This window comes from Dyadobacter sp. HNCC25DJ187 (assembly GCF_056895255.1).
This window is the reverse complement of the sequence record NZ_JBXHAT010000001.1, coordinates 62922-79050: the sequence shown is the minus strand read 5'-3', so window position 1 is coordinate 79050 and position 16129 is coordinate 62922. Positions and strand designations below refer to the sequence as shown.

Sequence of the window (16129 nt, the reverse complement as noted above, 5' to 3'; positions counted from 1 at the left end):
GTGACCTCAGTAATTTCGTCGTGTTTCAGTATCCTGAACACGAAACATTCGACTCACTAGGCATAAATGGCTTTTACAATTCCTGATCAGCCCATTGCTCCACGCCGACAGGTCATACTTAATCCATTGCTGAAAGTCGGACACTGTCTTCAATATTTCCCCGCTATAGGAAAGGATGACGAACCATTTAATTCCCATAAGTTTCATGCACAGATTCTGAGCCGGCCGAAGAAATTTATGCTTACATCAGCCGAAGAGATCATGTTACGATGGAAGGAAGCATCACCCTTGGCAAACATTTTTTATGGCCTTCTTCCTATGTTTTATGTAAACTAAATTCCCTCAGGGTTTAGAAAAATCTTAAGATGAAAAACGAAAACGTAGAAAAACAAAGACTATCCCGTCAGTGGAACAATGAAGAAAACTGGTACAAGTGGGGTCCTTATTTAAGCGAAAGACAATGGGGAACCGTCAGAGAAGATTACAGTAAGCATGGAGACGCATGGCAGTATTTCCCGCATGAACATGCCCGTATGCGCACCTACCGCTGGGGTGAAGACGGACTTGCTGGATTTTCAGATGAGACCCAAACATTATGTTTTGCGATAGGGCTTTGGAATGGCAAAGATCCTATTCTGAAAGAACGGTTATTTGGACTGACAAACCCCGAAGGAAACCACGGAGAGGATGTAAAGGAACTTTACTACTACCAGGATAATACGCCTACACACAGCCATATGCAAATGCTGTACAAATACCCTCAGACTGAATTCCCTTATCAGGAACTCAGAGACCAGAACGCCAGTCGTACGCCAACTGACAGGGAATTTGAACTGCTTGACACAGGTATTTTCAATGAAGGAGAATATTTCGATGTAGGGGTATCGTATGCAAAGAATGACACAGAAGACATTCTCATAAGCATAAAAGTTTATAACAGAGCCGATCACCAGGCCTCACTGCATGTATTACCAACACTTTGGTTCAGAAACCGCTGGACATTTTACCCGGAGGTGAAAAAACCACAAATCCAAAGGCTAACCCATAACAGCGTCAGGGCAACAGACGAAAATCTGGGTTCCTACGTACTTAGCTTTCAGACTCCGGATGCAATTCTGATGACTGAAAATGAAACCAATACAGAACGTGTATTTGGTGAGGAAAACCCATCTCCTTTTGTAAAAGATGCCTTCCATGATGCGATTATATCCGGCGACTTTGCTCCCTTTGATAAGCAGCCTGAAGGTACCAAGTGTGCACCGGTTTACAAACTGGTTATTGAAGCCGGTCAATCCACTGAGATCAGGTTACGTCTGAGTCAGAGTGAGCAGGTATCACTCGACGACGAGTTTGATGCTGTTTTCAGTGATCGGAAACAAGAAGCTGACGCGTTCTATGCACAACTGACGAAAAATAATACCCCGGATGATGCCTTGATCAAAAGACAGGCTTGGGCAGGTCTGATGTGGTCTAAACAGTACTACCACTACGATGTACATCGCTGGCTTACCGGGGATCCGGGGCAGAACATACCTCCCAACGAGCGATGGCAGGGACGTAATTCGGATTGGCAACATCTGAATGCAGAACATATTATGATTATGCCCGACAAATGGGAATATCCTTGGTTTGCAGCCTGGGACCAGGCATTTCAATCAATTGCTGTCGAAAGCATAGACCTTGAATTCGCCAAACAACAGCTCTATCTGCACACAGATCCACGTTATCAGGCATCGGACGGCAGACTACCCGCATATGAATGGAATTTTTCAGACAATAACCCGCCACTCCGGGCAGCGATCGCATGGGTATTTTACCAGCAGGAGCTCGAATTCACTGGACAAAAAGATTATAAATTTCTTTCTGTGATGTTTGAAAGGCTACAAGCCAACTACGAATGGTGGCTTAACCAGGCAAGTGGTAAGGAGGATGGACTTTTTCAGGGAGGTTTCCTTGGTCTGGATAACATAAGCCTGTTTGACAGAAGTCATGGTATTCCCGGCGACGGCGTATTGGATCAAGCTGATGCAACTGCATGGGTTGCTGCATATACCCTGTCGATGATGCGGATATCTGTTGAATTGGCTCAGAACGACCCTGATACCTATGAGCCTCTGAGTTGCTATTACTTGGATCAATACATACGTATAAGTCAGGCGCTACAAAATATTGCCAAACTATGGATTGATGATCGTAATCCGGACAGCAATAATGGCTTTGCCTATGATGTGCTGCATACAGCTGATGATGAAACCATTCCGATTCCTCTTCGTTCATTGGTCGGACTTGCAAACTTGTTTGCCGTAATGACTGTGGATCGTGAATCTGCACGCGCTTTACCTACATTTTACGCAAAAATTCAGGACTACGTTGGTCAGGACAAATCTGGCAATGCCTGTTATTGTGTGATGGATGAAAATGATGACCGAGATTGTATTCTGTTCGCATTATTGTCTGCAGAACAACTGGAGCGTCTTAGCAAATTTCTTTTCTCAGAAGAAGAATTACTGGCGCCAGGCGGAATTCGTTCTTTGTCAAAGGTATATACCGAACCATTCTCCATGGAAATTGCCGGCGAAGTAAGCAGCATTCAGTATACGCCGGGTGAATCAGATACCAATATGTTTGGTGGTAATTCCAATTGGCGGGGACCGGTCTGGTATCCTTTCAATTTCTTTATCGTGAGAGCACTGAAAGAGTTTGGCAAGTATTATGGAGACAAAGTAACAGTAGCCTTGCCCACAGGAAGTGACACAAACGGAGATTTGACTGACGCAGCCGCATTTCTATCGGAAAGACTCTGGCATGCATTTCGGCCAAATGAAAACGGTGAGCGTCCATGTAATGGTGATGATAAGATTTATGCTACTGATCCGCATTTTAAAGATCTCATTTTGTTCTATGAACATTTCGACGGTGATACATCCAGAGGATTAGGTGCGAGCCATCAAACCGGCTGGACAGCTCTGATCACACGTCTATAGTACAGATTTGAAGTACAGATTTGAGCTGATGGTACATTATAAAGCTGTGACGTAATTCTCTTGGATCTTGCTGCCTCCTCGCCAACGAGCGTGATGCGGCAAGGTTATTTTCAGTAGTAATGCAATTTACATCGTCTAACTAAAATTTAATTTAATGACAAATACCAATTTCTTTCCACAGCAAGTTGCCGTGATCACCGGCGCCAGCGAAGGTATCGGGTTTGAAATCGCGCGACAGTTGGTTCTGAATGGAGCGAGTGTCGTATTAAACAGTTTAGAACCAGATTCAACCCGGCAGGCCGTTGAGCAATTGAATCAAATACACGCGGGAAGCTGCGTAGCAGTGGCAGGAGATTCATCAGATTCAGCTGTGATTGCGCAGATGGTAACTACCGCTATCGACTCCTTTGGTAAAATAGACTTTGCGGTAGCCAATACGGGCATTACCGTACCGGGTGCATTTTTAGAATTTGACGAAGCAGACTTCTCCAGAATGATGGAGGTCAACATCAAAGGCACTTACTTTTTTGCACAGGCAGTTGCGAATCAAATGAGAAAACAGGAGTCCGGCGGCAGCATTGTGCTGATGTCTTCTGTTAATGCCAAACAGGCCAACAGGCACCTGAGTGCATATGCGATGACAAAATCCGCTATCGTCATGATGGCAAAAAACCTGGTGGTGGAGCTTTCTCCTTATAACATTCGTATCAATTGTGTGGCACCTGGTGCCACTTTAACCCAGAGAACGGTCAATGATAAAGAATATGAAAACGCCTGGTCGGATGTAACGCCACTTGGCCAGGTGGCCACGCCGGAGGATATTGCAGCCGCAACGCTGTTTCTACTGTCAGCACCGGCCAAACATATTACGGGCCAGACATTGGTGATTGATGGCGGTTGGACCGCTACAAGCCCGACTCCCGAGGGTGAAACACTTTAAAGTGAAAGGTTAGAATATCCTGTAAATATATCATCCAATCCAGAGAGCTACTTATGCATATTGCAGGGTAGCTCTTCTTGTGTCATCTGGTTTAAATTCTGACCAGCGTTCCATTGAATTTCTCATACACTTATTACCGCTTCCCCCATCCTTCTTCCAGTTCATTACTTCCTCATATCACAACACTTCGACCATCAAATCATAGATTTTTCTATTCAAATCCCAAATTTGTTCAATAAACAAACATTTGTGCTAGCAATTTGTTGATTCGTTCCCTATTTCCAAAAGCCACATACCGAAATTTGCTAAGTAAAATCATATTATTTATTAAGCAAATTATATTGCTGCATGTTGGATATCGATCCCCCCAATAGCTCTGTGGAGTTAGGCCGGAAACTAGTTTTCTGCACAAGTTTCATTTTTAAGTGCCCCATTTATGTGCTCATTTTTATGAGTGTAATTATTAAACATTTTGGTAAATGATGAAAAAATTACTTAAATTCTTCAGACCAGCATTCATGACGGCTGGTTTGATGCTTTTTTACTCGGCAATTTCTGCCCAGGCAATAAATGCTACAATTATATTAAATAAGGATGTATCCTATCAAAAAATTTCCGGCTTTGGGGGATTTGTAAACAGTCCTCAGTTTGGATATAACCATATGACTGAGACTGAAATCAGGAAGATGTGGGGTTCAAACAGTGAAGCAGGATATAATATCATGCGGATATACATTCCAATTGGCAAAGAAAACTGGTCGCAAACTGTAGCGACAGCTCAGCTAGCTCAGTCACTTGGCCTTAAAATATTCGCCTCACCATGGTCCATGCCCGCAGAATGGAAAACGGACAATACAATTGCATCCCGCTTCCCGCTTGAAAATTCACAATACAGGCCAGTATATTTAAAGGAGCAGCACTATCCAGATTATGCACAATACCTGGATGATTTTGTAACCTATATGAAAGAAAACGGTGTGGAGCTTGACGCTATATCACTTCAAAATGAGCCTGATTATCAGGTAGATTATGCAGGATGCATCTGGACACCGGCGCAAATGGCTAAATTCATCAGGGAGCAGGCCGGTAAGATCAACTGTAAAATCATTGCTCCGGAAACCGTCGGTATTACAGACAATTATGCAACAGCATTTATGGACCCGGCAGTACTGGCCAATTTCGATATTTTCGGCGGTCACCAATACGGTGCAATTCAGCCAGGTTTGCTTCATGTTCAGGCACAAGGAAAAGAGGTATGGATGACTGAGTTTCTGATTAACTGGAATCCTACGGGAACCTCACGAAATTTTAACTGGCAAATTGATGCGTTTGACTTTGCAGTCAAAGTCAATGATGCCATGCTCGCTAACGTGAATGCGTGGGTTCATTATGCAACAAAGCGGTATTACGGGCCTATGGGCGACGGCCAATTTGGTACTGTTGCCGGCGAAATCACGAAACGGGGGAGCATACTCTCTCACTATGCAAAGTATGTGACAGGAGCGAAGCGTATTCAAAATATATGGAATGATAACACCAGTTCACTCAACGGTTCGTCTTACATCTCAGAGGCAGGTGATAAGGTTTTTGTGGTAGTAATCAATTCTTCCGGGAACTCCTATAATTTATCAGTTGACCTGCCGTTTCTTTCCAATTCAGGAAAAGCAATTACCACTACTTCTGCAGCAAGTTTGGTTGAAACCAATGTTGCCATGACTACCGAGACAGCTCGTCCAAAAGTTACTATTGGTGCGTCCAGTGTAACAACACTTATATTTGATAAGAGTGGTGAGCGCGTGGTTTCCGAAATGACCAGTACGCTGGTGAATTATGGACAAATTGAAGGGCAGGCTGTTACTGATCCTGCTTTTGGAACCGCTTACAGGTTAAGTGATAAAACAGCTGTGTTAAAGTTTGATTCTCCATTATTGAGTACAAACAGAGACATCAGCAACGGATATCTTCAATTGGACAAAAAGTACAACAAGCTGGTTTTCCGGGTGGAAACGCTTTCCTCGACCAACCTTTACACGTCCAGTAGTACCACACTTTACTATGTCAATAAAGCCGGCGAAGTAAAGTCTCATAACTATGGCACTTTCGACTTTGCAAGGAGACAAAATTTTGATTGGGTTTTTGACATCTCAGAAAATGTTCTGCCAGAAGGCTGCTCGGGTATTATCGGAATCAGCAACGGCAACTACAGTTCTGTTCTCAGTTTCAAATTTGCTCACGTGTACCTCTCGATAGGCAACGAACGAGGATATGCCTTTTCAGGACCATATAGCAGTGATGATAGTTATCTCATGGATTGCCTTGATGATATGACTTACACCTCCCTCGACTTTACCGCGAACAATGGTATTCCATCAAATACGGACTGGCATGCGGCCGCCGCAAACAAGAACAGCGTATTTTACACACAGAGTGACGAGGTAGCCAGCAAAACGAATGTTGTTTACCAGGGAGTTTGTGAAAATCTTGAATTGAGTGACGTGGGCGGTGACTTCTATCCACCAAACCCCTTCACAGCGACACAGGCTACTTACACATGCACGTTGAATGGAGCAAGAATGCTGGTACTGCCGTTTGAAGCAAATATTCCTTCGGGCGTGAAGGCATACACACTTGAATATACAGACCCAAAAGTAACTGGTAAAATCATAATCGATTCCAAAATTCCTGCGAATACGCCGGTGCTTGTGAGCGGCAAGGGGATATTCAAATTTGAAGGATCAGGTGCCATATCGCCAGCTGCTAATCTGAGAATTATCACCGCCAATGCACGTAATTTACAGGTGGGTATCACAGGTGGTGTTTTTATCGGAATAAAAGTGCCTGTCAATGGATACTACCTAAGTACCAATAGTGGAGTAGCCACGTTTAACAGAGCTGCAACTACCTCGCAACCCACTGTTAGCTCATTCGGGGCATATTTAGCTCCCGGGCTGCCTACCACTTCCCAAAGCCTCGATATTACATTGGACGAAAGTGCGCTACCAGTACGCCTGGGCGCTTTCATCGCTGAGTATGTGGAAGAAACTGTGCGAATTCAGTGGACTACACATTCGGAAACAGACAATGCTGGATTTGAGATTGAGAGAAGTATAGATGGAAAAAGATTTGAGAAAGTCGGTTCTGTGAAAGGATACGGCAATAGTGTACAGGAAAATCGTTACCTGTTTACGGACGAATCTCCACTTCCAGCGATCAGTTATTACCGCCTCAAACAGATCGATCTTTACGGCAGCTCTGCCTATTCACAGGTGAGATCTGTCACCAGCAGTACTATCATGCGGGTAATCGTATATCCTAATCCGGTTAGAGATATTCTTACTGTAGATCTTAAAGGAAACAAAGTAGAGGGTCAGCTTATTATTATGAACGTTTTAGGCAAAGCAATTTTGGAATCAAATCTGAATGGGTTAGAGCAGACGGAAATTGACGTATCAGCATTGAATGCTGGCATTTACTTCTATAAGATCGGCAATTTTAAAGGATCATTTGTCAGACAATAGTGCTCCTCTTTCGAGGATCTAATTACGTAAAATACAAAGGGATACCAATCTGTAGACTTCATTTGGAACCGACAGGTTGATATCCCTTCTGTACATGATCAGAAGATGCTATAGCTTTAACATGCATTGCATTTGCAGACCAATATGATAGGTGTGCATATCAATGCGAGATGGAGGAATGAAATAAGTAAAAGTAGGCTGTGCGGTCACAGAGAAACGCGTGCTTAAATTATAAATAGCTCCCGCCGCTACTATTGGAGCTATTCTTGATGTTTCATCAGACCTAAGATAAACCTCTCCGATGGAAGGAATATTGAGACGACTCGTAGTGGCAAAGTTCCATTGCGCGCCCGCGGAAAAATAGGGCGATATTTTTTTCTCAGATGTCTTCAGGTTGACCATTACAGGAATAGAAAAATAATAGGACCTCCCGTAAGAATAATTTGAATTGGAGCCAAAATTCGTAAACCATAAACCTGTAGAAGCGGACCACTTTTCCGAAAAGGGATATCTTCCATTCAGACCTACTAAATATCCATTGGAAGATATTTCTGAATGAATCACACGCTCTGCAAATACCCCGCTACCATCGTCATGTTTGTATTTTACAGTGCTTTTTGTTTGGCTGTAAAATGGAGTTACTGTAGCAGATATCGCAAACTTGCTCTGCGCTAAAGCGTTGCTATATGCGGACAAAAATGCAGGCAATATGAGTACTGTAAAGCGTATTGATCTCATATCTTTCCTTTTTTTATTGATTAGATTCTAAAATCACAAGTTTGTATAAAGGCTAATATGTCACAACATAATTAAACAATGACAATTAAAAATATAAATTTATTACTTAATAGCCCACTTGTTTGTATGTTGAATCCAATAGCAGCTAGATAGAAGTACGCATGATATGTAAAAACAACACCCCGGAAAATCAGGTTTTCCGGGGTGTTATAACCGATTAATTATTTTCCGAATGTGAGTTCGGAAGGGTAATTTTTACCAAAAGTAAGCGTACAACGATACGAGTAGCACAAGAATGAAAGCTGCTCCCCATACAAAACCTTTATGCGCTTTAAACATGGAAGAATCGATTACCAGTCCTTTTTTCTCGTCTGGCAGAACGTAGCTCAGTATAAACATCCCGGCTACGCAAATCACAAACACCCACCCCATTCTATCAAGAAACGGCACCTGTGTCCAATCAGCAAATGGAAGCCAATTGTTGTGCATGGCCAGCGCGATAACAAAACCGCCTACGATAGCAAACAGAGCACCGGCAGAGTTGCTTCGCTTCCAGAAAAATCCCATGATAAATGATGCAAAAATACCCGGAGAAAGTAAACCCGTCATTTGTTGAATGAACTGAAATCCACCAGCCTTATCAATACCCATATATGGAGAAACCAAAATTGCCAGTATCATCGAGATTACAATGACGATACGACCAATGGTTACCAGCTGAGCTTCAGTTTTATTTTTTCCTATATAAATTTTGAAAATATCAAGGGTAAAAATTGTTGAGATACTATTGGCTTTCCCAGCAAGTGAGGCTACAATAGCGGCAGTAAGTGCTGCAAATGAAAGTCCTTTCAATCCGACAGGTAACAGATTCAGCAGTACCGGATATGCACGGTCCGCAACAATCACACCGTTTTCAGTCATTTCCTCCTGGAAAAGTCCCTGGTTGTAAAGCGTATAGGCTGCTATTCCGGGGAGTACCACAATAACTGGCATCAGCAACTTTAGAAAAGCAGCGAACAGCAGTCCATTACGGGCAGTTTTGAGATCTGCCCCAAGGGCCCGTTGCGTGATGTACTGGTTGCATCCCCAATAGTTTAGATTTACGATCCACATACCACCCAGCAGCACTGTTAGCCCGGGTAGCTCCATGTAGTGCTTACTGCTTTCATCAAAAATCATGTGAAAATGATCGCCATGATTTTCTCTCATCAATTGCAAGCCATTAAGAAGACCAGTAGTATCAAAATTATCTGAAACCAGATTGATGGCAATATAACTTGTAGCGAGCCCACCAATAATCAGGAAAAATACCTGAATCACGTCGGTAAAACCAATTACCTTCATCCCACCGATCGTGATGATGATCGAGAATACGGCCAGTCCCCACATACATAAATCAAAATCCAGGCCGGATATACCGGACACAGCCAATGCTCCCAAATACAGAATCGAAGTCAGATTTACCAGGATATATAAGCCCAACCAGAAAATTGCCATGATCAGACTCACCGTCGGATTGTAACGCTGACTCAAAAACTGAGGCATGGTAAATATGTTGTTTTTCAGATAGATCGGCATGAAAAAAAGCGCTACAATCACCAGCGTAGCCGCTGCCATCCATTCGTAACTGGATATGGCCAATCCCATTGAAAAACCATTGCCTGACATACCGATAAACTGTTCGGCAGATATGTTGGATGCAATCAGAGAGGCCCCGATCGCCCACCAGGTAAGTGATCCTTCTGCCAAAAAGAAATCCTTGGTAGAGGCAGCTTCACTTTTTTTACGATGGTAAATCCAGTAACCGTATACGGCAACAATTATGAAGTAAACAAAAAATATAATATAGTCAAGTAATTGTAATTGTTTCATTGACTGCGATGCATAATAAGTGAATGGGACAAAACGAGCTTATGTTTGACTTACCAGACTAAGAATTTCCTTTCTGATAGTCGCTCAGGAACTTCGCTAAGCCCGAATCAGTCAATGGATGATTTAGTAGTGCAGTAATGGCGCTTAGAGGTGCAGTCATCACGTCTGCCCCAACCTCAGCACATCGTAGTATGTGAATCGGATGTCTAACGGAAGCAGCAAGAATCTGGGTTTCCATTTCGTAATTGTCGTAGATAAGTCTGATCTGACTTATCAGCCCTATACCGTCCACAGAAATATCATCCAACCGGCCTACAAATGGAGATACATAAGTAGCACCAGCTTTGGCCGCCAATAGTGCCTGCCCGGCTGAAAAGATCAGGGTACAGTTGGTTTTAATCCCTTTACTGCTGAAATACTTGATGGCTTTGATCCCGTCCTTGATCATGGGCACTTTCACGACAATATTTGGATGCAGTGCGGCAAGGGCCTCGCCTTCCTCTACAATTTGGTCAAAGCGGGTACTGATGACTTCAGCAGATATAGGACCATCGACCAGATTGCAGATAGCAACATAATGCTGAATAATTCTGTCTTTTCCTGTAATTCCCTCTTTCGCCATCAGCGATGGATTTGTCGTTACACCATCAAGAACGCCCAGATCATAAGCTTGTTCAATTTCATTCAGATTCGCTGTATCAATAAAAAACTTCATATATAGATTTGTAAAATTTTGAAAATTATTCTTGTTTATAATGGATATTATTACACCGCAAAGACACTAAGATTTCCCGGCAAAAGATTTGCCGGGAAATGAACCAACTATTCTAACCTATGAGTCTTATGCATTTGATGGATAGGATTCTGCCAAGCCAGATTGTTCTGTCCTGACATAGTAATATTTGTGATTAGAAGATCTTTATATTCTTAAACCGTACCAGCACTGTAATTGCTATACGCAACCAAAGTGCTTCACATCCTATTGTATCGGACCTTGTGCAATTATCACTGGGAGCTCATTGTCATAAATGCTATGATTAATCAACAGGCAAAGATATCTCTCCATCACCGATGCACGTGAGCAAATTTGTTCGAATAAAGGGTAAGAATGTTACATTAAAACACGACTATCCTCTGAAATTTGCAAGGTAGTTCACTACCTGATCAGATAAACATTGACTGACTTTTTAACTTCATCCAAAGTCTGTTTTGGTGGTTTAAATCCCGTAGGAATTGGTTGTTTGGCGAAGGTTTGTAAATACAGCACCCAGGCATCCCGCCACCAAATTGCCTCCCTGTGCTGCACTTGTAATCGCTGTGCAACATCAGTATAAACTCTTGGATCCAGACTACCCTTAGCCAGATTCCACTGCTGCTGCATCCATACGACGGAGTCAGCACCATTGTAAAAATTGGTACAAAGTTCTTCCCATAAATTTCGTCCGGTGTTCAGCTTTTTGTCCCACGCTACATGATGAAACCATAGCAGGTAAGGCAACGGCGTTTTGTCAGCATTATTCCACTGTTGCTGCACTTGTGGCCTGTACTGTGCCAGTGCATTACTTCCCGAACTGGTACGGTCAAAACCAATACCAATAGAATCGGCCCTATGGTAATAGGTGGCTGTCCAATCCGGACGCGCTCCCCTGCTTTGCCATGGTTCCGGTGCAAAATGTACACCCATCCATGGGCGTGAAAGTCCAAGTGGTGTGTTATAGGAGACGTATATTTCGCGCGATCTGAGCATCAGATTAACAATTGATTTACGTGCTTTTGCATTACGGGTAAGTGTCAGCATTGCCCATTCATTAGCGATTTGCTCTGAGCTCAGCTGATGATCCCAGCTCAACCTGCCGAATGCATACCAATTGGCCTGTGCTAGCGGATGTCCTGTCCAGTTTCTGTCACTTCCTGTGTTGGCTACACCGGCCATAAGCGTTTTTGGATAGCCATGCAAACTTCCGTCGATGACCCTGGCAACCGTCGATCCCTCTCCACTTACATAAGTATCTGAATCCAGGCATTCTTTGAAAATGGGCGCTTCATAAACTGCATTCGTGGCAAAACCAAGGTATTCCTGCGTAATCTGAAATTCTATTCCCAGCGGCGTTTTTGGCATATTTCCAAATAAAGGAGAAAACGGCTCACGCGGCTGAAAATCGATAGGACCATTTTTAACCTGCACAATAACTTTCGGATCGAACTTGCCGTCGAGCGGGACAAATTCTTCATAAGCCGCTTTAAAACGATCTGCATTCGGATCTGCCTTGTATACAAATGCCCTCCATACCACGATACCATCATAAGGTTTGAACGCTTCTGCCAGCATATTGGCGCCCTCGGCATGGGTGCGGCCATAGTCCTGTGGGCCGGGCTCACCTTCGGAGTTGGCCTTTACTAAAAAACCACCAAAATCAGGAATTTCCTTATAGATCTGAGATACTTTTTCAGCCCACCAGGCACGCACCTGCGGATCCAGCGGATCGGAAGTAGAAAGTCCGCCCAGGGTTTTGGGTGCAGCAAAATATACGGACAGATACGTTTTGATGCCATACTTCCGCATGACCTTTGCAATGGCCGCTACCTTCACGATATACTCCTGTGACATAAACCTTGCACTGGCATTTACATTGTTCAGCACTGTACCATTAATCCCCAAAGAGGCGTTTGCACGGGCATAATCCTCATATCTTGTATCAACACGTTCCGGCAATTCATACCATTTCCAAAGTGAAGAACCGGCGTAGCCCCGCTCAATCGTTCCATCCACATTGTCCCAATGGTTCAGCATCCGGTACTGTACTTTCGGGCTGCTTGCAATGTCCAAACCTTTAATAGGTTGCTGCATCTGCATATGTCTCAGCAGAGCGAAAGTTCCATATAAAATACCACGCTCCGTTTTCGAACTCACCACAAGATTGCCTCCCGACAATTGGATGCGGTAACCTTCATCCTGCTGATCTGTACTCGCATCCAGTTTGAAAACAATACCACCGGATTTGCCTGCAAAAGCATTGGTGACCGAAATATTTTTGCCAGTCAGACCCTGTAATCCTTTTTGCAGCTCGCTGGATGCACTCTGCGCCACCTCCCCTTTTGATGCGTTACCAATAAACGCTGTGTACCGAAGGTATTCTGCTTTGACAGATGCGTTTGTAACCGGCTCATATTTAAGCCACAGCCGATAGCCGTCGTCACCATCAGAAGGTAACGGATCGGCGGCAAATAATGCGGGGCTGAACATGATGAAACTGAAAAATAATAAAAGGTATTTTCTGGTCATGGTATGTATTAAATTGTGTCCTCGGTTACAGACAGGCTCAACTGTTGATGAACGAATCATAGGATCAGACATGAATTATTTTTTTACATTACGAATATGTTCCGCTACATTGAGCATGGTATCGATATAAATATCATCCTGCTGTTCTTTCAGGTAATGCAGCAATTCACTATGCGCCTGATTGGATACATTCAGTGCATGTTCCCCACCTACACCGTGAAAAAGGAAAACAAGCAGCTTCCCACTTTTTTGTGCCTCTTTTACCAGTGCAATCATTTGCTGGCCTGTCTGCTCAACCATCGAATAACAATCAATGTCCAGCAATTTCTGCTCATCGAACGAATGCATCTCATGTCTCACGGATCGGGCTGCAGCGAACTCATTAGTCAACGTTGGTATGAATTCACCTTCCATTACCTTTTTATGTCCACAGGTAAAAGCAAATGTGCGTTTGTCCCGGCCATCAATGGATTTCAAAAAGGCATTACACATCCTGACTTCATCCTGTATCCTGCTCAGACTGTATTTGCTCAGATCATATTCCGGTTTTACCCAGCTCATTCCAGGGCCGCTTGCATCACAGGGATGATACAGCGTATGGTTACCTAATTCATGTCCTTTCCGGGCAGCTCCGCGCCAGTCCTGGATCCTGTTACGGGCAGCATCCGAAGAAGCGGTCAGGTAAAATGTACCTTTCAGACTCAGGGAATCCAGCGTCGGGATTACGTTATCAAGATGCACATTGAGTGCATCATCGTAAGTTAATACCACAGCGGCTTTCTTTCCCTTCCACGGTTTTGATTCATCCAGCATTTCTCCGTCCGTTCTGAACGGTGAAGCCGGCAAACCTGCCGAATTGTAAAAATTAATTCCCTCCGGATTATCCTGCCAGGCGTAACGTACATATTTTGGATTCTTTATTGATTCACTTGAAAGTTCAATCTGGTTCTTTCCAAGAATTTTTGCTTTTGCCCAGACAAAACGTTTATCATAATCGGCCACAGCAAACCACTGGAGTTCTTCGCCATCATTAGATTTTATGCCTTCCGCAACATCTTCAAATGTGAGCAGAATTTTGTTGCCGGAAATGCTTTGTGATTTAAGCCTGGGTCCGCTATACACGACAGCCTTGTCGTTATAGGCAAGATTTCTGGCAGAAAGCGCCAGTCGTTTTCCGATGTCTTTTTTGTTTAGAGGATGTATATCATTCCATTCGCCCAGGTCCAGCGTTACAGTTACAGCTGTATTTTTTAACAAAAGTGCCTGGTTTTGCGCTTCTCTGAGCACAGCCAGATTACTCTCTGCCGGTGTGTAATCGATATCCTGAAAATTCGGTAACTGTACAACCAGGAATGGCAGATTAGCATCAGACCATAGTCTGCGCCAGTCGTTGATCAAAGCCGGCATCAGCCTATAATAAGCCTGTGCGTTAGCGACGTTGGATTCACCCTGATACCATATAAAACCTTTTACTTTCATCGGCAGTACAGGTGCAACCATGGCATTGTATAAAGCAGTCGGCTGATTTTGCGCCACAAATGGAGCGGCGGAACCCGTAGGCGTCATTCCGGACGGGTAAACCTGACCGACTTTGTATTGCCACGTTCCTTTTAAATCGATCTGCTGATCGTTGGCAGTCATGAAATAGGGTTTGTCCGGCACAAAACCGCCTTTCTCTGCCTGGTTTGTAACCCTGATTACAAACGTATTCTTACCTGCTTTAAGCACGCCGGCAGGAATTTCATAGCGGCGCGGCGGATATTGGTAACCTGTTCCCCCTACTCTTTTGCCGTTGACGTACATGTCATCTGCATCGATGATCCGTCCCATGTAAAGCTTGACCTGCTTTCCCACCCAGCTTTCAGGAACTTCAATTTCCCGGCGAAACCAGACGACACCATTCAAATCCTTAATTCCCTGATCTTCCCAATAACCCGGAATGTTAAAATTCCGCCATCCTTTTGGTTGGTAATCAATGCTTTCCCAATGTTCAGCCTGTCCCAAATCCGTGCTCTGAGATTGTCTTCTTCCAACATTTGAATAGCTGCGGTTGAGCGAGTTGACATAAGCCGTGTCTTTATTCTGAATAATGGTTTTTTGAATATCAGTAAAATCTTTGTAACCGCCTTCACTAATCCATGCTTCGATAGGCGTGCCTCCTACCGAGCTGTTAATGATTCCGATGGGGACTTTGTATTGATCGTAAAGATTCCTGGCAAAAAAATAGGTCACAGCGCCCATGGTAAGCACATCTTTTGGATTAGCCGTTTTCCATTCACCGGCAGGAAAGTCGTCCTTTGGACCTTTCAGATCCGTAAGGGTTTGTACAAAGAAATTCCGGATATCAGGGTAATTGGCCGTTGCAATATCGTCAAAAAAACGCTCCTTCACCCGCTCCATATTGATGACCATATTGCTTTGTCCGCTACAAAGCCAGACATCTCCAAATGCTATATTCTTGATCCGGATCTCGTTTTTACCTTTTAGTATCATTTCATAACCACTCCCGGCGGACTGTGCAGGCAGTTGAATTTTCCACTTACCATCAGAGGCAGTTACAGCGCTGTAACTTTTCTTTTTCAGTGTTGCAATTACTTTCTCTTTTGGCGTAGCCCATCCCCAAATCGTAACCGGCTGATCGCGCTGCAATACCATGTTATCTGCAACCAGCTTTGGTAAACGGATGTCAGCAAATAATTGACCCGAAATAAAAAACAACAAAAAGGCAAACTTAAAAACGCGCATCAATGATACTTGTAACAGCACAAATCAGTAAAAAAACAGCACCAATTTG

At 43.7% G+C, this 16129-nt stretch carries 9 protein-coding genes; 4 read left to right on the top strand and 5 right to left on the bottom strand.

Annotated features, from left to right (window positions below; genetic code table 11):
* Positions 1-66: 66 nt before the first annotated feature.
* The 4 genes from AC1XUE_RS00285 (at position 67) to AC1XUE_RS00270 (ending at position 7442) form a co-directional block, all read left to right on the top strand.
* On the top strand, positions 67-336 hold the full coding sequence (locus AC1XUE_RS00285) for a hypothetical protein (protein WP_483353920.1): 270 nt from the start codon (positions 67-69) through the stop codon (positions 334-336).
* Between the two features lie 29 nt (positions 337-365).
* Entirely contained in the window at positions 366-2984 is a 2619-nt protein-coding gene (locus AC1XUE_RS00280) for an MGH1-like glycoside hydrolase domain-containing protein (protein ID WP_483353919.1), read from the top strand.
* Positions 2985-3138: 154 nt separating this feature from the next.
* Positions 3139-3924: an SDR family NAD(P)-dependent oxidoreductase gene (locus tag AC1XUE_RS00275; protein WP_483353918.1), complete on the top strand. Its 786-nt coding sequence runs from the start codon at positions 3139-3141 to the stop codon at positions 3922-3924.
* Between the two features lie 479 nt (positions 3925-4403).
* The gene (locus AC1XUE_RS00270) at positions 4404-7442 is read left to right on the top strand and encodes a T9SS type A sorting domain-containing protein (RefSeq protein WP_483353917.1); all 3039 of its coding nucleotides are present in this window, start codon (positions 4404-4406) and stop codon (positions 7440-7442) included.
* Positions 7443-7550: 108 nt separating this feature from the next.
* Here the strand turns inward: AC1XUE_RS00270 and AC1XUE_RS00265 are convergent, their stop codons facing one another.
* The 5 genes from AC1XUE_RS00265 to AC1XUE_RS00245 all read right to left on the bottom strand — a co-directional run bounded on the left by AC1XUE_RS00265 (position 7551) and on the right by AC1XUE_RS00245 (position 16080).
* Positions 7551-8180 carry an outer membrane beta-barrel protein gene (locus AC1XUE_RS00265; RefSeq protein ID WP_483353916.1) on the bottom strand — a complete coding sequence of 210 codons (630 nt, stop codon included), beginning with the start codon at positions 8178-8180 and terminating at the stop codon, positions 7551-7553.
* Positions 8181-8435: 255 nt separating this feature from the next.
* Positions 8436-10052 (bottom strand): sodium:solute symporter family transporter, encoded by a 1617-nt coding sequence (locus AC1XUE_RS00260; protein WP_483353915.1) that lies wholly within the window; start codon positions 10050-10052, stop codon positions 8436-8438.
* 58 nt (positions 10053-10110) lie between these two features.
* Positions 10111-10767, bottom strand: a complete 657-nt coding sequence (fsa, locus tag AC1XUE_RS00255; RefSeq protein ID WP_483353914.1) for a fructose-6-phosphate aldolase — start codon at positions 10765-10767, stop codon at positions 10111-10113.
* A 441-nt stretch (positions 10768-11208) separates the two neighbouring features.
* On the bottom strand, positions 11209-13335 hold the full coding sequence (locus tag AC1XUE_RS00250; protein ID WP_483353913.1) for an alpha-glucuronidase family glycosyl hydrolase: 2127 nt from the start codon (positions 13333-13335) through the stop codon (positions 11209-11211).
* Positions 13336-13410: 75 nt separating this feature from the next.
* A complete protein-coding gene (locus tag AC1XUE_RS00245; protein WP_483353912.1) occupies positions 13411-16080 on the bottom strand; it encodes a sialate O-acetylesterase in 2670 nt (889 codons plus the stop codon).
* Positions 16081-16129: the final 49 nt, after the last annotated feature.